The sequence below is a fragment of the Paenibacillus sp. 2KB_22 genome (assembly GCF_052115745.1).
GTDB lineage: Bacteria > Bacillota > Bacilli > Paenibacillales > Paenibacillaceae > Paenibacillus.
In genome coordinates, this window is sequence record NZ_JBFRHG010000003.1 from 485,154 (window position 1) to 507,741 (window position 22,588).

General features: G+C 47.3%; 20 protein-coding genes. 14 read left to right on the top strand and 6 right to left on the bottom strand.

Annotated elements, in window-relative coordinates; translation table 11 throughout:
* Nucleotides 1–30: 30 nt before the first annotated feature.
* Complete coding sequence (locus AB4111_RS21015) at nt 31–621, bottom strand: GNAT family N-acetyltransferase (RefSeq protein ID WP_442033086.1); 591 nt, start codon at nt 619–621, stop codon at nt 31–33.
* Nucleotides 622–950: 329 nt separating this feature from the next.
* Here AB4111_RS21015 and AB4111_RS21020 point away from each other — a divergent pair, with 329 nt between their 5' ends.
* Nucleotides 951–1,748 carry a hypothetical protein gene (locus tag AB4111_RS21020; protein ID WP_442033087.1) on the top strand — a complete coding sequence of 266 codons (798 nt, stop codon included), beginning with the start codon at nt 951–953 and terminating at the stop codon, nt 1,746–1,748.
* A gap of 146 nt (nt 1,749–1,894) precedes the next feature.
* Here AB4111_RS21020 and AB4111_RS21025 read toward each other — a convergent pair whose 3' ends face one another.
* The gene (locus AB4111_RS21025) at nt 1,895–2,530 is read right to left on the bottom strand and encodes a TetR/AcrR family transcriptional regulator (protein ID WP_442033088.1); all 636 of its coding nucleotides are present in this window, start codon (nt 2,528–2,530) and stop codon (nt 1,895–1,897) included.
* Nucleotides 2,531–2,706: 176 nt separating this feature from the next.
* Here AB4111_RS21025 and AB4111_RS21030 point away from each other — a divergent pair, with 176 nt between their 5' ends.
* Nucleotides 2,707–4,956 carry an MMPL family transporter gene (locus AB4111_RS21030; protein WP_442033089.1) on the top strand — a complete coding sequence of 750 codons (2,250 nt, stop codon included), beginning with the start codon at nt 2,707–2,709 and terminating at the stop codon, nt 4,954–4,956.
* Between the two features lie 263 nt (nt 4,957–5,219).
* On the top strand, nt 5,220–6,185 hold the full coding sequence (locus tag AB4111_RS21035) for a nucleoside hydrolase (protein WP_442033090.1): 966 nt from the start codon (nt 5,220–5,222) through the stop codon (nt 6,183–6,185).
* 145 nt (nt 6,186–6,330) lie between these two features.
* Here AB4111_RS21035 and AB4111_RS21040 read toward each other — a convergent pair whose 3' ends face one another.
* The 3 genes from AB4111_RS21040 to AB4111_RS21050 form a co-directional block, all read right to left on the bottom strand.
* Complete coding sequence (locus AB4111_RS21040; protein ID WP_442033091.1) at nt 6,331–8,049, bottom strand: methyl-accepting chemotaxis protein; 1,719 nt, start codon at nt 8,047–8,049, stop codon at nt 6,331–6,333.
* A 271-nt stretch (nt 8,050–8,320) separates the two neighbouring features.
* On the bottom strand, nt 8,321–9,067 hold the full coding sequence (locus tag AB4111_RS21045; RefSeq protein WP_442033092.1) for a DUF3105 domain-containing protein: 747 nt from the start codon (nt 9,065–9,067) through the stop codon (nt 8,321–8,323).
* A 262-nt stretch (nt 9,068–9,329) separates the two neighbouring features.
* The gene (locus tag AB4111_RS21050; protein WP_442033093.1) at nt 9,330–10,247 is read right to left on the bottom strand and encodes a hypothetical protein; all 918 of its coding nucleotides are present in this window, start codon (nt 10,245–10,247) and stop codon (nt 9,330–9,332) included.
* Between the two features lie 374 nt (nt 10,248–10,621).
* On the opposite strand from AB4111_RS21050, the gene AB4111_RS21055 reads away from it, so the two are divergent.
* From AB4111_RS21055 to AB4111_RS21090, 8 genes are all read left to right on the top strand, one after another.
* Complete coding sequence (locus AB4111_RS21055; RefSeq protein ID WP_017691786.1) at nt 10,622–10,966, top strand: Na-translocating system protein MpsC family protein; 345 nt, start codon at nt 10,622–10,624, stop codon at nt 10,964–10,966.
* Nucleotides 10,967–11,213: 247 nt separating this feature from the next.
* The gene (locus tag AB4111_RS21060; protein ID WP_442033292.1) at nt 11,214–12,281 is read left to right on the top strand and encodes an ABC transporter substrate-binding protein; all 1,068 of its coding nucleotides are present in this window, start codon (nt 11,214–11,216) and stop codon (nt 12,279–12,281) included.
* A gap of 279 nt (nt 12,282–12,560) precedes the next feature.
* A complete protein-coding gene (locus AB4111_RS21065; RefSeq protein WP_442033293.1) occupies nt 12,561–13,487 on the top strand; it encodes a nucleoside hydrolase in 927 nt (308 codons plus the stop codon).
* A gap of 280 nt (nt 13,488–13,767) precedes the next feature.
* On the top strand, nt 13,768–14,589 hold the full coding sequence (locus tag AB4111_RS21070) for an ABC transporter permease (RefSeq protein WP_036612869.1): 822 nt from the start codon (nt 13,768–13,770) through the stop codon (nt 14,587–14,589).
* 4 nt (nt 14,590–14,593) lie between these two features.
* A complete protein-coding gene (locus AB4111_RS21075) occupies nt 14,594–15,385 on the top strand; it encodes an ABC transporter permease (protein WP_124116640.1) in 792 nt (263 codons plus the stop codon).
* 18 nt (nt 15,386–15,403) lie between these two features.
* On the top strand, nt 15,404–16,462 hold the full coding sequence (locus AB4111_RS21080) for an ABC transporter ATP-binding protein (protein ID WP_442033094.1): 1,059 nt from the start codon (nt 15,404–15,406) through the stop codon (nt 16,460–16,462).
* Nucleotides 16,463–16,637: 175 nt separating this feature from the next.
* Nucleotides 16,638–18,383 (top strand): adenine deaminase C-terminal domain-containing protein, encoded by a 1,746-nt coding sequence (locus tag AB4111_RS21085; protein ID WP_442033095.1) that lies wholly within the window; start codon nt 16,638–16,640, stop codon nt 18,381–18,383.
* Between the two features lie 226 nt (nt 18,384–18,609).
* Nucleotides 18,610–19,347 (top strand): HAD family hydrolase, encoded by a 738-nt coding sequence (locus tag AB4111_RS21090; RefSeq protein ID WP_442033096.1) that lies wholly within the window; start codon nt 18,610–18,612, stop codon nt 19,345–19,347.
* Nucleotides 19,348–19,460: 113 nt separating this feature from the next.
* On the opposite strand, the gene AB4111_RS21095 is transcribed toward AB4111_RS21090, so the two are convergent.
* On the bottom strand, nt 19,461–19,793 hold the full coding sequence (locus AB4111_RS21095) for a cupin (RefSeq protein WP_442033097.1): 333 nt from the start codon (nt 19,791–19,793) through the stop codon (nt 19,461–19,463).
* A gap of 359 nt (nt 19,794–20,152) precedes the next feature.
* Here AB4111_RS21095 and AB4111_RS21100 point away from each other — a divergent pair, with 359 nt between their 5' ends.
* The 3 genes from AB4111_RS21100 (at nt 20,153) to AB4111_RS21110 (ending at nt 22,583) form a co-directional block, all read left to right on the top strand.
* Entirely contained in the window at nt 20,153–20,632 is a 480-nt protein-coding gene (locus AB4111_RS21100) for a Dps family protein (RefSeq protein ID WP_091012708.1), read from the top strand.
* A 127-nt stretch (nt 20,633–20,759) separates the two neighbouring features.
* Nucleotides 20,760–21,971 carry a nitric oxide synthase oxygenase gene (locus AB4111_RS21105; RefSeq protein WP_442033294.1) on the top strand — a complete coding sequence of 404 codons (1,212 nt, stop codon included), beginning with the start codon at nt 20,760–20,762 and terminating at the stop codon, nt 21,969–21,971.
* Nucleotides 21,972–22,118: 147 nt separating this feature from the next.
* Nucleotides 22,119–22,583, top strand: a complete 465-nt coding sequence (locus AB4111_RS21110; protein ID WP_339305127.1) for an NUDIX hydrolase — start codon at nt 22,119–22,121, stop codon at nt 22,581–22,583.
* Nucleotides 22,584–22,588: the final 5 nt, after the last annotated feature.

The following is a 22,588-nucleotide window of genomic DNA, read 5'->3' on the forward strand; positions in this document are numbered from 1 at the left end:
TTTTTGGTTTGATTTTGGCTGAACGGAAACTTAATTATTACCTGCCTGATCTTCCATATGACGTTGCCTGAACTCATCCTCCAGCATGCTCATCTGAATGGCATCATGATATTGGTGATTGTAGAACAAGACATCCCGCTTCACACCCTCGCGCTGAAATCCGAGCTTCTCATACGTGCGAATCGCTCGCTCGTTGAAGGCATACACCTCAAGCTCTATTCGATGCAAGTTACAGATGCCGAAGCCGTAGTCCAGCATAAGCAGCAAAGCCTCGCTACCGTAGCCTTTTCCTTGATGCTCCGCCTGATCGATGGCAACCCGGATGTGTGCACTGCGATTCTTGGCATGCATGTCCATCAGGACGACATCTCCGATGATCTGGTCAGTTTCCTGTAAAGCAATAAGTAGCATGAGTCTGGAGTCATCCTGTGCTGCGTTTTCAACATAACGTTCAACCTGAGTGCGTGTGAAACTGTTCTGTGTTCCCGTCAGCCTACGCATCTCGGTGTCAAACAGACCAGGGAAATAAGCATCTACATCTGTAATCTCGAAAGGACGCAGGTATATGCGCTTTGTTTCCAGCAGACGGGGGATGCGTGGGGATGATTTTGGTGGTGACATGGTTTTTCCTCCAATGGGTTCAAGGTTTGTATTAATCATGTTATGTATCGTATAAGTCAACGGGAAATAGATAATTAACAACACTTTACCATATTTTCTCATGCTTGTAGCTATAATGGTCGATATAAGTATTGTCGTGCTTGCTAAGTCGAAGAGAAACTCATTTTTGAAGATTCGTATTACTCTGCTCGAATTACATATTTTGATTTGCTGTACTGTATACAAAGCTGTGTTGTAGTAAACCAGACATTCATAGTTTAAAGAGGCATATCAGTTTAATCTTAGCAGGCCGATAGATTCTATAAAAATAGAAATGGGGATTTACAGAAATGCGAAAGTTAGAGAATTGTTTGAAGTGGTTTACTGTTTTTTTAATTTTGGTTACACCGCTGTTTACTTCACCGGGACAGGTCTCAGCAGCGAAAAAAGAGATCTATATTACTCTTTCTGGTGAAAAACACAAATATGTGGGAGAAGTCAAAAATGGCGTACCTAATGGTAAAGGAATATCCTATTTTTCAAATGGGAAGAAGAGCTTTGAAGGTAAGTTTGTAGCGGGAAGGCCTCATGAAGGAAAAAGGTATAACGCAGATGGAAAGCTGTACTCGGATATTTCTAATGGACAGGGAAAGCTCTACTACCCAAATGGAAAGTTTAATTATGTTGGTAAGGTGGATATGGAAACATGGCTTCCTTCAGGTAAGGGCACCGAATATTATCCAGATGGAACAGTTAAATATAAGGGCGATTTTTTGAAGGGTTCGTTTCATGGTCAAGGTAAGTGGTATACAGAATCTGGTGAGATGTTCTATCAGGGCACATTTAAAAATGGACTGCCACAGGGACAAGGTAAAGCATATCAATATGGAGAAATTGCCTATGTTGGTGCATTTGATAAAGGAGTACCCACGTATTCTGGCAAAATTAAATTGTACGAAGATGGTGTAATCATCTATGATGGGCAGGCTAAAAATGGAGCTATTACCGGCAAAGGTAAAGGTTACTTGAACGGTAAGTTAGTCTATGTGGGCATGTTTAAGAACGGAAGACCAACGGGTGAAGGTAAATTCTATACGGAGAATAGTAGTGATGGCCCTAATATATCTATTTATATCACTGTTGACTAAGTAACAGGTAAGTAATTACAGAATCAATACAACATTGTCGGGAGCAGAGTCCTATAATCATGTTTAGATTTCAACCAATAAACCATCGGTAGGTGTGTTCATTACATCGCCCGATGGTTTTTTGGCATAACTGCTTAGAGATACAGCTATATATTCCCGCTCCGCCTAACCGCTCCATCCAGAAACAGGGCAACAAGTTCCCGTGCAAGTTCCTCAATGCTGCCGCCATTCATGTTGCGCACATCTTCGCGGTTCGCGAGCATGAGCAGTGACGTAAATGCATGGGCAAGCAGCATGGGACTGGCAACCCGCAAATAACCATTGTCCATCTCCTGCTTGAAGTGGGTCGCAAGCACTTCGAAGATCTGAACCTCAGCTTCTCGAATCTGGCTGAGTTGCTCCGTATTCAGATGCTTCTCGGCTTCTCGCATCATGCTCTCCGTCTCAATATGGGAGTGTTGCATCTTCGCTTGCGCAACCTTGATCAGCCGCTCTTGTAATGTGCCGGGTTCATCCAGGCGGAGCGAAGTCTGCTGCATGCTCATCATCATTATGCGGGTAATGGCAACGGTGAACAGATCGGCTTTGCTGGTGAAGTGATAATAGATTGATGCTTTGGTTACATTGCACAATGAAGCAATCTGTTGGAGAGAGACGGGTTCATACCCATATTCCATAAACAGACGTGAAGCTGTCATCAATATGTTGGTTTGGACAGATGCTTGATCGGCACCCGTTTTGGGTCTGCCCGGTGACCGGGGGATGTTTGTTTTTTTGCTCATAATCACTGACCTCTTTACGTATTTAATCGCTGGCTAAGCATGTTCACAAATTAGGCATTGCAAAATTAACCTTCCGGTATATATAATTAACTCAATTATACTATGACCCATGGTTCATTACTACACCATCACATAAATAGGGCTTCATAGAAACAGAATAGGGAGATGAAGAGACAATGCAGGAAGGTTCGGGTTATGGCCGCTGGGTTGCTGGCAAACGAAGCAAATGGATTACACTGTTGGTATGGATCATTATCGCCGTTGTGCTGGGCATGGTATGGCCTGCTGTTGGTGATCGTGAAACTAATAACGCGCAGGATCTAAGTGAGTCCAAACCATCGGTTCAGGCAGCTGCACTTGCCGAGAAGGAATTCCCTGGTGGTGAAGGACTGCCCGCGTTAATCGTATGGCGTCAAGCCGGCGGTTTGACGGATGAGCAGATTGGGAACATTCAGGCATTAACGGAGCGACTGGATCAAGATCCGGTAGAACAACAGCAGTCCGTTGTGCCACTCTATCAATTGCCGCCACAGGCGTTGAAAGGCCAGCTTTCGGAAGACGGAAGCACCCTGGTTATGCCGCTTTTCTTCAATGAAGGTGCCGATGCAGAACAATTAGAGCAAGGCATTGAAGCACTTGAGCAAAAAACACAAGACATCTTCGGGGCAAACCCGTTCGATGTAGCTATAGATGATGCCAATACACTGATTGCTCGTGTAACAGGGCCAGTAGGGATATCCATTGATGCGAGCGGACTATTCTCTTCCGCCGATGTATCCTTGCTTATCGCTACGGTTGTACTGGTATTGGTGCTGCTGCTATTGATCTATCGTTCGCCAGTGCTAGCGATTATCCCAATTATTGCGGTTGGATTCGCGTATATGGTGACCAGTCCGATTCTCGGATTCATGGCGGATCAAGGCTGGATTACGGTGGACGCACAGTCAATCTCAATCATGACTGTATTGTTATTCGGAGCAGGAACGGATTACTGCCTGTTCATGATCTCCAGATACCGCCAAATTCTCTACCATGAGCCGGACAAAAAGAAAGCCATCTTCCAGGCCATTACCGGATCTTCCGGCGCCATTGCCATGAGTGGATTCACGGTCGTTGCAGCACTACTGGTGCTGTTACTGGCTGAATATGGTGCGTATCATCGTTTTGCCGTACCATTCAGTCTATCCATCTTTATTATGTTTATTGCAAGTCTGACGCTGGTTCCGGCTCTGCTCGCGATCTTCGGCCGGGGTTCATTCTACCCGTTCGTACCACGTACCCATGAGATGGAAGTCGAACGTGCCAAGAAAAAAGGCAAACCGGCTCCTGCCCCACGCAAAGTGAAGGAAAGCTGGATTGGCCGTACGGTGGTCACCAAACCATGGACCGTGCTTGCAATTACCCTGGTATTGCTGGGAGGACTAGCAGCATTCTCTACTCAGGTTAAATTCACATATGATCTGTTGTCTTCCTTCCCGGAGGATGTGCCTTCCCGCGAAGGATTCACAGTTATTGGTGAACAGTTCTCTCAAGGCGAGCTGGCTCCAGTGAAAGTGATTGTTGATGCCGAAGGTAAAGAAACCGATCTGAAGCAGCGGCTTGAATCGCTGGATTACATTAGCAAAGTGGGCGATGCCCAACAGGGTGCCGAGAATGCTAACATTACGGCTTATGACGTGGAATTTAATCTGAATCCATATTCCATGGAGGCGATGCAGCATATTCCGGATCTGCGGGCTACTGCGGAACAGGCGCTTCAAGATGCTGGAGTAACCAATGTGGACAGTCAGATCTGGATCGATGGTCAGACAGCAGAACAGTATGACATTGAAGTGGCTGGAGAACGGGATGCCAAGATCATTATTCCGGTGGTCATCGGCATGATTACACTATTGCTGCTATTATACTTGCGTTCTGTTGTAGCTACGGCGTATCTGATTGCAACGGTTGTTCTGTCGTATTTCTCTGCACTGGGTCTGGGTTGGATCATTATTCACTACGGACTTGGCGCCGATGCCATACAGGGCGCGATTCCGCTGTATTCCTTCGTATTTCTGGTGGCACTGGGCGAAGACTACAACATCTTCATGATCTCAAGCATCTGGCAGAAACGCAAAACGATGCCGCTTCGTCAAGCTATTAAGGAAGGCGTCGGTGAGACGAGCTCGGTTATTACCTCTGCCGGCCTGATTCTGGCAGGAACCTTTGCGGTACTTGCGACTCTGCCGATTCAAGTATTGGTGCAATTCGGAATTATAACGGCTGTTGGTGTGTTGCTGGATACATTCCTGGTACGTCCGTTCATGGTTCCGGCAATCACCACATTGCTGGGCAAATGGGCCTTCTGGCCAGGCAAGTATATTCCGATTGCTGAGAAGAATGAGAAGAAACAGAAACAGAACCAGAAACAAAACCAGTCCATGTAATGCATGGATGGGGTGAGATGGACGGCGGGGCTTCAAGCCTGCTGTCCATTTCTTTTTGCACAACAATGGCACGGAATTGAGTTGGATGGGTCTGCTCCTGAGATGGAATGGTGGAACTGTAAAATATCCGCAGGATGAGGCGTGACCCTTGTTTTCTTTGCGTGGTGAAGGTTTACGTGGCCAATGGTTTTGGGACATAATAGAGGGAGCGTCGGCCATTGGGCAGACGGATGATCAACATCAATGGGACACCAGGGGGAAGGATGAAAGCAAGTATGACGAACCAACTTAATGTGTATTTTAACCATGACGGCGGCGTGGATGACCTCGTATCGCTGTTCATGCTTCTGCAAATGGACAATGTACATGTAACCGGGGTATCGGTTATTCCGGCAGACGGATATCTGGAGCCAGCAACAGATGCCAGCCGTAAAATCATCGATCGTTTCGGTACATATTCCGTAGAGGTATCCAAATCCAACTCCAGAGGAAAAAATCCATTTCCTGCGGCGTGGAGATTGCACTCCTTCTATGTAGATGCACTTCCTGTACTGAACGAATCCGGCAAAATGGAAGCACCACTCTCTGCCGTTCCGGCACACCAGCATCTCATCGAGAAAGTACGTAACACCGAAGGCAAAACATTGCTCCTGTTCACAGGACCGCTGACTGACCTTGCGCGTGCACTGGACGAAGCACCAGACATTGAAGAGAAAATCGACAAGCTGGTATGGATGGGTGGCACATTCGAGCGTGGTAATGTAGAAGAGCCCGAGCATGACGGCACAGCGGAATGGAACGTATTCTGGGACCCGGAAGCGGCTTACCGTGTATGGCAGAGCGGCATCCAGATCGATCTGGTTGCACTGGAAAGCACCAACAAGGTGCCTCTGACTCCAGCCGTTCGTAACCGCTGGGCAGCAGAACGTCGCTTCGAAGGCGTAGATTTCCTGGGTAACTGTTACGCAGGTTGTCCGCCACTGGTGTACAGTGAGACAAATTCCACATATTATCTGTGGGATGTGCTGACAACGGCTTCCGTTGGACGCGAGGACATCGTGAAGAAGAAAACCGTAAACTGTATTGTCATCCCGGATGGTCCAAGCCAGGGCCGCACGGTGGAGCAAGCAGATGGACGTCCAGTACAACTGGTGTATGATACCGATCCGGAAGCGTTCTTTACGTACATGACGGATTTGGGTAAAAAAGCTGCTCCGCAGCGCTACTAATTCAGGCAGCCTTAGGGCTTGCCATCCTTAAAAGTACAACAAAAATAAAGCCGCAGGCAGTGTCTGGAAATGGGGTTGACCCCATGATCCCGTCTCTGCCGTGCGGCTTTTTGTTGTGGGCTGACATCAACAATCTAGCTGCCCGCTATATTTTAAATCGACTAATTAATCCGTTCAGCTCACTGGACAGTACCCGCAGAGATTCAGCGGATGCACGCATCTCATCCATGGATTGCAGTTGGCTTCCGGTAGCGTGTGACACCTGTTGGATACTGGAAGAGGATTCGCGCGAGATATGCTCCATATCCTCCACGGAAGCGGACACTTCTTCTGCACTGGCAGACAGCTGCTCGGATGCTGCGGATACTTCGTGCAGACGTTCATTCATCGTTTCAATTCCGGTATGAATGGATGTGAACGAACGGCCTGCCTCCTGAACAACAGCGAGACCGGACTGTACGGCAGATGTGCTGGCTGACATATGTTCTGACAACAGGGCAGTTTGACGTGTCATCTCGGCGATCAATTCGGTGACATGCTGGGACGATTGCTCTGATTCCCCCGCAAGTTTGCGAACCTCTGAGGCAACCACCGCAAACCCGCTGCCATATTCTCCTGCACGAGCCGCTTCAATACTCGCATTAAGTGCAAGCAGATTGGTCTGTGAAGCGATACCCTTCATTAGATGTGCTACCGACTCAATTTTATCAGAGTACTGCTCAAGCTGAGTGGTGGAGGCCACCATCTGCACATTTGCTTGATGAATTTTGTCCATGCTATCCATTGCCGTGTTAATGTTGGCTTGACCTTGCACTGCGTTATTAGTCGTTTCCTGCGAGACATCCGCGACCATAGAAGACGAATTCGCAATATGCTGCATGCTGCGCGTAATCTCTTCCATGGCTACTGTGACTTCGCCTGCTCGTGCCACCTGTTCGGCAGCTCCACTGGCTGTATGATTGGTATGCTCGGCAATACGCTGACTAGCTTCGGCAGTTGCCTGCGAGTGTTTAGATACACCTTCTGCAGCTTGCAGCAGAGAATCGGAGCTTTGACGGATGCCCGTCATAACATCACGGGTACCAGTGACCAGATGTTTGAATTCGGAAGCGAGCTGTCCGACTTCGTCCTTTCGTTCAAGTTCGACGTTGACGGTCAGGTCGCCTTTTCCCACTTCGGTAATCAACTTCTTCAGCTTCACCAACGGGCGGGTCAAGTAGTGTGCGAATCCATACACCAACAAGACACTGAGCAGCACAATAACCAGCGCTGTCCAGATCATGGTCATACGGTTGCGAGACATCAGTTCATAGACCGCAGTGGAGTCCAGATCCGCACCGACTAGCCCCAGTACTTTTCCGTCAGCCCCATGGATTGGCACATACGCTGTAATGGTAGCGCCATATTCATCCTGGGTGAGTTCGCCCCGAATAGGTTCATTCTGTTCAAAAGCTTGCAGCATTCCTTCATAATGGGTCTCTTCTGCGGAGCCGTAAGGGGAGAAGTCATCCTCTGCTACATCGGCAGCAGCCCCATCCACAACATAGAAATATGTATTAGTTCCATTTTCTTCGCGTGTACCAAGTGTATAGAGATACTTGAGCCCATTGGCCTCGCGCAGCTGACTGAGCTGCTCACGCAAGGTGCCATAATACGCTGTCTCGTCCTGTCCGGTACTGAGTGGTGCATACAGAGAAGGGTCAATTAATGCAGCTGCCCGTTCAGCCACAGCCTGTGCCTGCATCCCCATGGATTGCTCGACCAGTTGCGCTGATGAACGGTACATGGTAATGCCAAGAACCGCACCCGCAGCCAGCATCAGACAGGAAAAAAATAAAAAGATCCGCATAAACAAACTGTTCATTGGTAAAAGTGTTCCCCCTTGATCTGTTGAATCGATCGTCTCTTTGTCTCTTTACATGATAATCGTCGCTTCTTTGGTTCGTATGTATTGTATATCAGATGTACAGTTTTCTACTTGAAATATCGGCATCCCGGCGATAAAGAATTAGCCCCCGAGTCAATTTTGATCCGGGAGCTAATTACGTTTCAATCCTATATTGACCATGTCCATCATTGGTACAAGCCTCATGGTTACGACTTAGAGGCCTTCACACGACGGAGTGATTACGTCATTACATTGTTCCGCCGCCCTGGCGAACAGAGGCAGGAATCTTTTCAGGTCCCTGATTAATATATTTATTGATAAAAGTACCCACTTTGGCATCGTCGAATTGGTCAAGTTTCATCGTTTTGGTCCATGCGGTCACCACGACTTCACTGCCTTCGGGAATATCCTTATTTGGTACGGCAAGTATACCTGCCCCAGCTTCGCGGAATTTGGCAAGGTATTTTAGATGCTCCTTCAAGTCCTCGCTTGCATTCTCACGATAATAGATGATGATATCCCCATGCTCCAGATTGTGTACCAGGTAATTATAGCCCGGAAAGTCGGTGTAAAATCCAAACTTGATATCATGCGGATTATGCGGCCCTGATGTCGGAATCGTCATCTCATACTGGATAGGGTCCTCCGTATGGTCTGCCCCATAATATTTATCGTCCGTCACATCGATTGTCGCGTTGGACTCCAGATCGGCTACATTATATGTTTTACCTGCACCTTGCATGAAGAACAGGCCAAACGTAATAATCGACACAGCCATCATTACGTGTGCAGCCAGCCGAAGGGATCGACTTTTTTTGTGGATGTCCGCCCGCTCTTTCTTTTTCATGTGGCCCAGGATTTTGCCCTGTGTGCGTGATGCCCAGATATAAGCGGCGATGGAGAACAGTAACACGATTACACCTACGATGAGCCACAGGTAGGATGTGCCTGCCTCATGCTCCATTTGCATATGATTCATATGAGTCATGTCCATAGAGAGTTCCTCTGCTTTCTTCGTAAAATGAGTGAATTTAACACTACATAATGTAGTGTTAATAACAACGATGAATCCTTTCATTACGTAAACGGGGGTTGCTGGATTGGTTTATTACGTCAATAAGAACATACCTGTTGCACTACACATTATAGTGTATGATACATGCACAGTGCAATGCCGCCTTGGAAAACAAAAAAAGGCTTTCCCCGCGTGAGCAGGGAAAGCCTTAATACGATTTTACGGATAACGGCGATAATGTTTACAGACGGCCAAACGGCGAAAGCATCAGCCCGATCAGTCCAATAATAACCTCACCCAACAATCGATACAGAATAAAGAATACGACCACATTGGCGATGAGTACGCTGTACATACTGTCGATGGCTGCTTTGGTACGATTCAATGGATATTGGAATAGCACCGAGTTCAGAGCCACAAATATGATGATATACGAGACCACAAGCAAGGCGATCGCGATGGAATACGAGATGATAATAAACAGATTCGCCAGAACAAGGGATACGACAGCAGGAACAAGCAATGTACCGAACTGGGCAACCAGTGTTTTGGGACGGAAGGTTATTTTCTCAATTTTCAGAATAGCGTACATCAGTGCAATTGAGGCAATCAGGATAATGACGGTGAACAATAGCGGCCTTACAAATCCACCAATGAACAAGCCATCCATACCTATGCGACTGAAGGTAATTAAGAAGTATGTAGAAGATAGGACTGCAATCAGCGCCATCGTTAGCCATCCGTTTAGTGAATGCTGGTCGCCAACGGTTTTCATCGTCTGATAAGGACGGGCTAATACACTGAGGAAATAGGATAGATACTGTTTGCTTACTTCTTTGGCTTGCTGAACTTTCTCATTCTGCACGATATTATTCCACTGATTGGAGATGTTGTCTCCTGCAGAAGCATGGTCATTGGTGCCTGTTGATTCTGTTGTCTGTTGTTTCTGAGTAGAGACGGAAGGTGTGTTGTGTCGAACGGGTGCCTCGGAAGATGTGTTCTGCGTACTGGACCAGCGAGTATATTCGGGTTCTGAAGCAGCAGCAGATTCCGGGTTCTTTACAAGTGAGGGTGAAGAGGTAGTTTGCGTTAGATTAGTTCCGCACCTCTCGCAAAACTGGGCATCTCCATTTTCATGATTACATACTGGACATTGCATGGGTTAAGCCTCCAATTTCTAGAAAATAAAAACATGTCAACATTGTGTCTCATTTTAACGGTTGTTGACGAAGTTTGTCTATGTTTCGCAGGAATTAATACCCTTATAGGGAAAGTTGAAACGAAGCCTCGATTACGGTGTATTAAAACGAAGTTTAGAAGTAACAATAGTATAGGATTGACATGCAGGCATATTAATGTAAATTTACTGTGGTTTAAGACGAATTGTTTTTGGAGGGAAATGTCTTATCGTTCGCTTCTGTGTGTGATTTACATGTTAAGTATATCTTTTGGGTTGCTCATTTCAGAAGATTTATGTATAATCAATCGTGTTAACACGTCGAATGTACGGTAGTAAGAGATGTGGGTGAGTTCATGGAACTACTGGACAGCAATGAGAGTAAGAAGAAGATGTGCCAGTATTATAACGAAATCTCGAAGGAACTGTTCGGATTTGGCACCACTCTCCTGAGAGTGACCATTGACCAGAACATTGTGACCTTCTACGCGAAGCACCGACGTTCACCGCGCTCTGACGCCCTGGAAGGGGAGGCCCCCGGCTTAAAGCTGGAAGTGGACTTCCGCATGTCTGTCTTATATAAGAAGAAATTCCGGGAGAAGCTCGAGCAACACATGGGTTTGCCAATTGAAGCAATATTGCGGGATTATGATGCGTCCACTCAGTGGGCGATCACGAATGTGATTCTGGAACAGGCCTAGGATGGATCGGCAGGATAGATTCTTGTTGATGCATATGGAGGTTATGGCCCGGATTCATGATCAGGTTCCGTACAATTTCATATGATGGCGTCTGTCTTCGGATTGATTCTGAAGTAGAAACCGATGATGTACCGGCAGCGGGTGTCGCTTTCCTTTGTTTACGAAGAAAAGTGTTCTTGTTTATACAAGAGCGCTTTTCTTTTTGTTTTTTTACACATCACATATATCAGGGGGAATCAGGATCATGATGAAAAAGTGGATTAGCGGTTTGGCAGCAGTGGCAATGACATCGGTATTACTTGCAGGTTGTGGCAGCACAGAGGATGCAACAAGCGGATCAGGCAATGGAGGAACGGCAGCTACCAAATTGGTTATCTCCACTTGGGGTTTCTCGGAAGATTTCTTCAATGAATCGGTATTTGGTCCTTTTGAAAAAGAACATAATGTAGACATCGTGCTCGAAGTCGGCAATAACGCTGAACGTCTGAACAAAATCCGTCAAGGTACATCGAATGTCGATGTCATCTACCTGTCTGACTACTATGCACAACAAGGTATTGATGAAGGTCTGTTTGAAAAAATCGATCGTTCCAAAATTCCAAATGTAAATGACATTTATGATATTGCCAAAGCCCCGCTTGGTGAAGATTATGGCCCGGCCTACACGGTTGGACAGCTTGGAATTGCTTATAACCCGGACCTCGTTTCCAAAGAAGTGACTTCATGGAGTGACCTGTGGGACCCGGCGTTTGAAGGTAACCTGACCATCCCGAATATTACGGCAACAGCAGGCCCGATGGTTGTGGATGCAGCTTCCCGTGTAGCTGGTAATGATACGTTTAATGAAGATGCGGCATTTGCTGAACTGAAAAAACTGAGTGGCAATGTGGTGAAATTCTACAGCCAAACTTCCGAATTCGTGAACATGTTCTCCCAAGAAGAGATTGCAGGCGGACCGATCATGGAAATGTATTTCAAAGATCTCAAAGCAGCTGTGCCTAATGCGAAGTTTGTTACACCTAGCGAAGGTGCATATGCCGTGATGAACACAATCAATGTCGTGAAGGGCAGCAAAAACAAAGAACTGGCTGAAGAGTTCATCAACTGGCAGCTCAGTCAAGATGTACAAGCGAAATCTGCTAAAGCTAAAGTCGATTCCCCAGTGAACACCAAGGTTGAACTGACTGCTGAAGAAGCAGAAGGCGTAACCTACGGTGCTGACGTTGTTGAGAAGCTGAACAAGCTGGATATGGAATTTGTGAATCAACAGGTTAAAGGCTGGACAGATCGCTGGAACCGCGAGATTGCACAATAAAAACAAGTAACCGACTAAATAGTTATCTTTGATCTATATAGTTTACTAAACTTTTTACACGAGAACGGAGAGGGCAGAAATAACGTGAAGAAGCGAAGCGTTCGCCTTTATCCCCGGATTTTACCTTTGAAGAAGGGATTCAAAAAAATCTGGGGATAACAGCGATCAGAAGGTTATTCTGTCATCGGAGTGGTAAGTGTAAATATTCTTTAGTTCAACTTATCATTTGCAGCAAGCAACCAATCACCGTATAGGAGTTGAGAACGGATGAATGAATCGCTGAATCGCATCATTATGGATGTGGACACGGGGATTGACGACGCACTGGCAATTTTGCTGGCGGTCAAAAGCCGGAAGCTGGACATTCTCGGTATCACCACAGTCTGTGGGAACGTATCACTCCAGCAGGCAACAGAGAATACGTGCAAAATCCTTGAACTTGCGGGTGCACCTGAAATTCCGGTGATTGCTGGAGCGGCAGGACCCCTTGCTCGCAAGTCGCATTATGAACACCGAGTACATGGACAGGACGGATTGGGCGGTGCGCTGCCTGATCCAGCGGTGTCCAAGCAAGCCGAGGAAGGTTTTGCGCCGGACTTTATCGTGGAGCAAGCCAAGTTATATCCAGGCGAACTGACATTGATCATGACTGCTCCATTAACCAATCTGGCACTCGCGCTGATGAAGTGTCCTGAATTGCCTTCTTTATTGAAGGAAGTCATCTTCATGGGTGGTGTGGTTCGCGGGCATGGCAACATTACGCCGACAGCCGAGTACAACACATACGCTGATCCAGAGGCGGCACGCATCGTATTGCACGCAGGCATCGAGAAGCTTACGCAAGTTGGACTGGATGTGACGCGTCAAACGCTGCTGAATGAAGCAACAATTGAGCGTCTCACTGATCCTGCACTGCGCGCATACGTGGCTCAGAGCACGGAGATATATATCAACCGTTATGAACAAATGAACGGCGTCCGCGCGTGCGCTTTACATGATCCACTAGCCGTGGGCGTAGCCCTTGCCCCGGAACTGGTAGGACGCAAATCGTATTACGTCGATGTCGAAACCGCCAGCCGCTTGTGCGATGGCCAGATGGTATGCGACTTCCAAAACCGTTTGGGCGAGCAGCCCAACACCCTCGTCTGCGAAACCGTGGACGCAGAAGCGTTCCTTGAACTGTTTGTCAACGCGTTAAACGCGTAGTTATGATCTTCACGGCAATGGAGTTAAATTTTAAAATCAATCCTTACGTATTTCGCTGCTAGTGGAGGGGACGAAATCGATTCTGAAGAAGCGAAGCGTTCGCCTTTATCCTTGGATTTTTTCTTCTATATAAGAAAAAATCAAGAAAATCCAAGGGTAACAGCGATCGTAAGAACGATTCGTAACCGGAACGGCTGGTGCGATGAACATGGAGTTTATTTTGAAATGTGCGCCAGTGAAACGTGTGAATAAAACCATTTTACAAGTCAGGAGTATGGCGATGAAAAAATCAGTAATCTACTGGCTATTGCTGCCGGGGTTCGTGTTTTTGGCGGCATTTATGATCATTCCGATTGTCCTGACGATCGGATCGACGTTTTTCCAAGAAAACTCCTTCACGTTTGAAGGATACATGCATTTTTTCAGAGACCCATACTTTTTGAAAATACTGCTTACGACGCTGCAAGTCAGCGTGGTCACCACCATCGTCTGTGTGGTGCTCGGATTCCCGACAGCTTATTATATTTCGCAGAAAGCGCCGCGCCGCAAAGGCATTTTGCTGGCACTGGCGATCTTCCCACTGCTGACGAGCCCGGTCGTGCGTTCGTTTAGCTGGATGATCATTCTTGGACGCAAAGGGCTGATCAACAACACCCTTGTTGGTCTGGGGATCGTGGACAAGCCGCTGGATATTCTGTACACACCAGCAGCGATGATGATCGGTCTGACGCATCTGTTCCTGCCATTGATGATTATCTCTCTGGTGGGCGTGCTGGAGAACATTGACGGTGACCTGCTCAAGGCAGCGCAAAGTCTCGGCGCATCGCGCATTACGGCATTCCGCCGGGTTGTGTTCCCGCTGGCTGTGCCAGGACTTGTCATCGGAGCCGTGCTTGTCTTTGTCGGAAGCCTGACGGCGTATACCACACCTGCCCTCCTTGGAGGCAAGCAGCGCGTAATTGCTACGTTCCTGTATCAGAACGCCATGACCCTCAACGACTGGTATCTGGCCTCGGTTGTTGCCGCGATTATGATTGTGATTACATTTGTCGTGGTCGGTGTCATGAACAAAATGGCCAAAACTTTAAATCCGAAGGGGTAGACATATGCGGGAGAAACATATCGGGCTGGGCCTGTTCAGTCTGCTGGTCTTTATCTTTCTGCTGGGCCCGCTTCTGATCATATCGATCACTTCGTTTGAACCGGGAACGGTACTCAAATTTCCGCCGGAAGGGTTCTCCTTCCGCTGGTATGAGAATATTTTCAACACAGGCGGTTTCCTCCGCACGTTCCAGACGTCCATCATCATTTCCTTGCTGGGGAACCTGTTGGCACTGGTGCTTGGAGTTCCGGCTGCGTATGCACTCAGTCGTTACGATTTCAAAGGCAAGTCCGTGCTGAACGCACTGTTCCTGTCCCCGGTATTGATCCCGGGAATCGTGCTTGGTTTTACATTGATGAAATATCTGATCGTAATCTACCATCTGCCCATGTACCTTGGACTATTGATTGGTCATACGATTATCATGCTTCCATTCATTATTCGGGTTATCGCGTCGAGTCTATCGAGCTTTGACTTCGCCGTGGAAGAAGCTGCGCTGAGTCTTGGTGCGGGACGGGTGAGAACGTTCTTCACAATCGTGCTTCCCAACATCCGCTCAGGAATTATCGCTGCGGTGCTGATTGCCTTCCTGGAGTCGTTCAACAACGTGGATATCTCGGTGTTCATGACCGGACCAGGGGTAAGCACATTACCAATTCAGATGCTGACGTATGTGGAGAATTACTTTGACCCAACGATTGCAGCGATTTCCATGCTATTGATGGTACTGACCGGACTTTTAATGTTCGTGATCGAACGGATCATGGGCGGATTTTCATACTTTACTAAACGTTAATTGGAGGCGCAGAACGCTATGGCATTGCTGACATTAGACCACGTATCCGTGGCATACGATAAGCAGACAATCCTGAAGGATTTTCAGTTGGAGCTGGAAAAAGGTAAACTGCTCTCCCTGCTCGGACCGAGCGGTTGCGGCAAAACAACTACGCTGCGCCTCATCGCCGGATTTCTGGAAGCATCACAGGGCAAGTTTATGTTCGGCGGCAAGGATTATACAAAGGTTCCGGCGAACAAGCGGAACTTCGGATTTGTATTCCAGAGTTATGCATTATTCCCGCATCTGTCTGTCTATGACAACGTGGCCTTTGGCTTGCGGATGCGCAAGGTGAAAGACAAGGATATCTCTTCCCGTGTGATGCGAATCCTTGAAGTCGTTAACCTGAACGGGTTCGAGAAACGTTTTCCACAAGAACTGTCCGGTGGACAGCGTCAACGTGTGGCGATTGCTCGTGCCTTGGTCATTGAGCCTGACCTGCTCTTGTTCGACGAACCACTCAGTAACCTGGATGCTAACCTGCGCCTTAACATGCGGGTGGAGATTCGCCGGATTCAGCAAGAGCTGGGTATCACAACGTTGTATGTCTCTCATGACCAGGAAGAGTGTTTCTCGATCTCGGATCAGGTAGCAATCATGAACAAAGGTGTGGTCGAGCAGCTTGACCGCCCGGAAACGATTTTTAAATATCCGGCAACGGAGTTTGTCGCACGATTCATCGGCTTCCATAATTTTATTGAATTTGCGGATCGCAGCGATGCAGGTGAAGTCATCACATTGCATGCGGGTGGCCGCATGTTTACGGCAACAGCGCATCCTGGAACAGCCCTTCCCGGTGCCCGCAAAGGTGCGATTCGCCCGGATGATCTGATCGTAAGTGGAGATACCTCCGCGGATGTGGTGAACGCTTTGCCGGGCATTATCAAAGTCAGCACGTATCTGGGACGCAGCTATCAGTATGTAGTTGAGACGGAACTGGGTGACTTTACAGCAAATCAGGAGATGGAAACACCGTACCTTAGCGGGCAGCGTGTTAGCCTGATCTTCCCACAGGACAAGCTTGTACTGGTAGAGTAACCGTGAATGAATGGAATAGCTTGAAGAAATAAGAGCAGTAAAGAAGGCAACTCATGCGATGATTCCGGATGATGGCGGTGGTGCGCAGTCATGTGCAGTACAGCAGTTTAAAGTGCAGGTTCATTGTCCGGTTCGGATCGTGGTGAAATGCTTGTGAAGAAGGAGATTATGCCCCATGCGTGCAGATCAACTGATTGTGAATGTACATGTGTATAACAGTTATTATAAACGGTTTGAAATGAACAACGTCGCTGCTGTGTTGGATGGCAGATTCCTATATGTTGGACCCGGTGGACCGGAGATGTTTCAGGCAGACGAAGTCATTGATGCACGAGGAAGATACATGATTCCTGGTTTGATCGATATCCATCTGCATATTGAAAGTACGATGGTGACACCAGAAACCTTTTCCCATGGTCTGATTGGCTGTGGGGTAACGTCCATTGTCGCAGAACCGCATGAGATGGCGAATGTGTTCGGGCTCGAAGGGGTGCAAGAGATGATGGCTGCGAGTCGGGAGACGACGGTGGACATGTTCTATGCGATCCCAAGTTCCGTTCCGGCAACCCCGATGGAGACGACAGGTGGTTCGATTGAAATCGAAGATATGGACGTGCTGCTCGCCACTGGCGAGATTATCTGTCTGGGTGAGATTATGAACTATGTCGATGTCATCCGTGATCCGGAGTGCAAGACCAACCAGATTTTACAGCATATCCGCAAAAACTATCCTGATCTGGTGATTGAAGGTCATACACCGAAACTGCTTGGACTCGATCTGCATCGACTGATCTACGCAGGTATTGATTCCGATCATACCCATCAGAGCATTGAGGGATTACAGGCGCGGATTGCAGCAGGCATGTTTATTGAAATCCAGGAGAAATCGATGACGTCTGAGGTCATGGAGTATCTGATTCAACATGATGTGGCACAGCATTTCTGCTTCGTAACGGATGATGTGATGCCGGATTCACTGGTGGAGCGTGGTCATCTGGATCATATCGTACGCAAGGCGATTCAGATGGGGATGCGTCCGGAAGATGCGATCTACGCAGCAACGTCTACCCCTGCTTCCCGTATGAAAATGACCGATCGTGGCAGCATTGCCCCAGGCAAAGTGGCCGATTATGTGTTGGTATCCAACTTGGATGATCTCTCCATTGATCAGGTGTACAAAAATGGCCGCAAAGCTTATGACGATTACGAACCGTATAAGCAGGAACGGATCATCGGGCAATTCCCGCCTCACTTCTATAAGAGTGTTCAGTTGGAGAAACTGGGCGTAGCAGATTTTGCAATTCAGTTGTCCGACCCGAAAGTCAGTGGACCAGGTGTTGATCTCGCGGGTGAAGGTGAGTACCAATGCCGTGTCATGATGGTGAAGGATGGTTCTACTTTTGTGGAAGAACATATTGCACCGATTCAGTCTTCGGATGGCGAATTGTTATGGGAAGAAAGCGGATATGCCCAGATCGCGACCTTTGAACGTTATGGTGTGAACGGCAATCGAGCACATGGTCTGATCGGTGGAGACACCATCAAGCGTGGCGCCATTGCAACGACATATTCACATGACAATCACAACCTGCTGGTTGTAGGACGTAATCGCGAAGATATGATATTGGCAGCTAACACCGTAATTTCGAGCCAGGGTGGCTTCTGCGTGGTAGAAGACGGCAAGGTGCTGTCCCATCTGGAACTTCCCGTAGGTGGCATTCTGACGGAAGAACCACTCGCAGTGGTGTCCCATCAAGTGAAGGAACTGCGCGCAGCCATGTTGTCTCTTGGTTATGTGCACTATAACCCGATCATGTCGATCAGTACTCACTCTCTTGCAGTAAGTCCGGCTCTGAAGATCACGGACCATGGCCTGATTGATGTGAATGCAGGTAAGGTTGTCTCGTTGATTTTAGAATAAGTTTTATAAAAAAATAGTGTCACCCCATTTCATGACCATGAGTTGTGAAATGGGGTGTTTTTATGTATAAGAATGAGTGTTTAATGCTTCTTTGCCAGACAGAGGTTTTTAGCTATGGATTAACTTGGAGAGGGCTGCAAGAAATCCACTTTTGGACGGAACAAATGAATACATATATAGTAAGAAGAGAATGTTTGGACTCAAAGCAGGAGGATAGACAACGATTATGAATGAAATAAATAATGCTAAAACCATATTTTTCGACTTGGATGATACCTTATATGATCACTTGCAGCCGCTTCGTGGCGCGTTGCAAGACGTTCTCGGCTTGCCGGATGACTTCCCTTATGCTGAGGCATATCACCGTTTTCGTTATTACAGTGACTGGCTGTCTGCACAAGAAGATCTGTCTGCTGTACCGGAGCCGGATGCGGTCGAGCGAATGCGCCGTCGGAGGTTTGAGTTGACGATGGAGGAGTTTGGACTCCCTCTAGAATCGGGTCAGGCTGAAGAACTGCAAGCTCAGTATCTGAGCAGACAGTTTGAGATTGTGCCTTTTGAAGGAGCATATGAGTTAATTAGAAGGCTTCAGGCAGAGGGCCATACCGTTGGACTAATCACCAATGGAGAAGGAGAGCATCAGCGCCGCAAGCTTGAAGCACTGGATGTGCTCAGTCTCGTGGACGAGCATCTGATTTTCATCTCCGGTACGACTGGTTATGCGAAACCGGATCGCAGATTGTTTGAATATGTGAGTAAGCAGTCCGGGACTGATGCGCGTTCTAGCTATTACATCGGAGACTCGTGGCGTAATGATGTGGTAGGTGCAGTGGATGCAGGCTGGAAGGTTATCTGGTTCAACCATCGGGAGGCGCTGCCGGAGTCCGATCATCAGCCTCATTTTATAGCATCGAGCTATGAAGAGATCAATCGTATTCTAACTTTTGAGCTTGTTCGAGTTTAAGGAGATATATGTTGAAAGGAGCAGTCCTGTTACCGTTTTAGGTGCAGGTCTGCTTTTTGGTGTTAAAGAAGACTTCATTTCTTACGTTATACCTTCTATAAAGGCATTAATAATTAGACGTCTAACTCTTCGCTTTCAATTACAATGGCCATGAGTCCAGTTTCTGTTTTGGTTTCGTGCCATTCATGTTTATCCCCCAGAACCGCTTCGCCACAATGAACTTTGATGTATTCATTTGCTTCGCCTCTAACCCAACCCTCTCCATTAACGATCAAAAGGAGTTGCGGAACCACTGCTTGGTGATAACCGATTACTCCACCCTCAGGCAAGTGCATACATCCGATATGAGTTGTTTTGTCGGTCTGCGTAATACGTGACATGACGAAATTAGAATCGAATTTGGTAATCTTCTTACCTGACTCTTGTTTAAATTGAAATATCCTCATGTTTACCTCCGCAATCGTGACTAAGTTAACTTCCTACAATGGCAACGTTCCTTATGATGGTATCATCCTACTCCAAAAAAATATGGAAACCCAATCAGATGAGTCTATCATAGCTCCAATCGTTGAGGAATAGTTTGTTTACACCTCTCATTTCGGTTAACGCCTGTGCCGACGTTTCTATGAAGTTGTACTTCATGGAATCTTCATTCACAAGACAGTGCAAAAGCCTTCCCAAACCGTAAATGCGGTGCTATAATTATAACAAGATTTAGATTAAGTCTAAATTAAAATGATGAATCAAAGCAACGCCATAACAATCATTTAAATTCTATTTTTATATTCGAGAGGGGATAAATTCCATGAGCACAATCCAAACTAGAAACAACACTTTTGCTAACAATGCCACAGCACTTCAAGATGTCTTGAACCGTCAGATCGCAGGTTGGTCAGTATTGTACACGAAACTGCATAACTTCCACTGGTATGTCCAAGGACCTCATTTCTTCACACTGCATGCCAAATTCGAAGAGTTGTACAACTTGGCTACGGCGAATATGGACGAAGTTGCAGAACGTTTGCTGGCTATTGGTGGACGTCCGGTGGCTACAATGGCTGAACAACTGCGTCTGTCTCCAATTGAAGAGGCACAAGGCCAGTTGTCTGCTGAGCGTATGGTAGAGTCGGTGGTTGCTGATCTGCGTACAATGGTAGAAGTGATTCATCAAGGCATTCACGAAGCGGGAGAAGCAGAAGATAACGCAACGGAAGATATGTTAATTGGATTCACCGCTGCGCTGGATAAAGAGGTCTGGATGTTAAACGCATTTCTGGGCAAATAAGCAAGGTTACCCTTCATCCTGACAACGATATGTAGAGTCCGTGAACAAAGTATCCGTTCGCTTACAAATCCGGTGCGCTTGCCGTATAATGATGGCATCCAAGATGTACAGAATGGTGGAATGAATGATGCGGTCAGACCTGGAACAATTGCAGGAAGAAGCTGAACGGTTTATATATACATGTTATGAAGAGCTGGGCCATTCGCGTGAAGACGCGCAGGCCCGGCTTGTTGCCGTTATGGGCGAGATCGAAGCAACAGGTACCTATGTGCATACCACAGAAGAATTGGAGCAAGGTTGCAAAATGGCCTGGCGGAACAGCAACCGTTGCATCGGGCGGCTGTTCTGGGATAAATTACGGATTGTGGATGCTCGTCATGCCGATACGGCAGGAACGGCAGCGGATGCTGTGTTGAATCATATTCATGTGGCATCCAACGGAGGCAAAGTCATTCCGATGATTACGATCCTTCCACCGGATGGACCAAATGGAGCTCCGGTACGTGTCTGGAATCATCAGCTTATTCGTTATGCAGGATATGAGACAGAGCAAGGTATTATTGGAGATCCTGCTTCCGTGGAGTTGACCAAGGCGGCCATGTCCCTTGGCTGGCAAGGAGCAGGTGGCTCTTATGATGTGTTACCACTCATTATTCAGGTACAAGGACAAGCGCCAGAGTGGTATGTAATACCTGAAGAAGAGATTGTGGAAGTGATGATTGAGCACCCGGAGCAGAAGGAGATTGCTGAGCTGGGTATGCGTTGGTATGGTGTGCCGATGATCGCCGATATGCGTCTGGAGATTGGCGGTATATCTTACCCAGCTGCGCCGTTTAATGGTTGGTATATGGGTACGGAGATTGGCGCCCGTAATCTGGCGGACACGTTCCGGTATAACAAGCTGCCTGCGGTGGCGGCGGCATGTGGATTGAATACGTCAAGTGAAACAACTTTGTGGAAGGACCGGGCGTTGGTGGAGCTAAATGTAGCTGTGCTGCATTCGTTTAAGAAAGCAGGCGTGAGCATTGTGGATCACCACACGGCGGCAGCGCAATTTGCTATGTTTGAACAGCGGGAAGAGAAGGCTGGGCGTGAGCTGACCGGGGATTGGGTGTGGCTGATTCCGCCAGTGTCCCCGGCGACAACGCATATTTTCCACAGCTCCTATCGCAATGAGATTGTGAAGCCGAACTTTTTCCATCAGGATCAGGCGTATACGCTGAAAGATGGCGTGGCATCTGCCGCAGAACTGCGAAGCAGTGAGCAGCAGAATGCACATGTAGAGAATCCCCAGCCACAGGCCGAAGATGCACCAATGAAATGCCCGTTTGCACATTAGATTGTGCAGACGGGTTATTTTTTGCGATCCTTTTTTCAAAGTAAGGGCTTTAAAATAGGAAAAAACGAAGAAGATTCTTTCTCTATATGGAAATATATAACATGCCTATAATGAGGTCATGGCTTCACATAAGGGAGGGAACAATCCATGGGTTACATTGAAACGTTGCGAGGAATGGTTGGCAATGCTCCTGTTATTCTGGTGAGACCGAGTATATTGATCTTGAACAAGACAGGTGAGATTTTGTTGGTTCGACATCTGGATGACACTTGGGGAGTACCGGGTGGATTTATGGAGCTCGGCGAATCGGTGGAAGAGTCTGCAATACGAGAGGTCAGAGAAGAGATTGGGATAGAGATTAAGAAACTTCATCTGTATGGCGTCTTCTCAGGAAAAGAGTTATATACGAAATTAAGAAATGGGCATGAATACTACAATGTGGTCATTGGTTATGTTTGCACCGAGTATGAGGGAGAATTGAAGCCAGATGGGGTGGAAGTTCTTGAAGCAAAGTTTTACAAACCAACCGAATTACCTGACAGGACTGACCCTTACTTAAAAAGTAAAATCCAAGAAAATGCAGTGCACATCGCAACATTGTTAGGAAAATAATTATG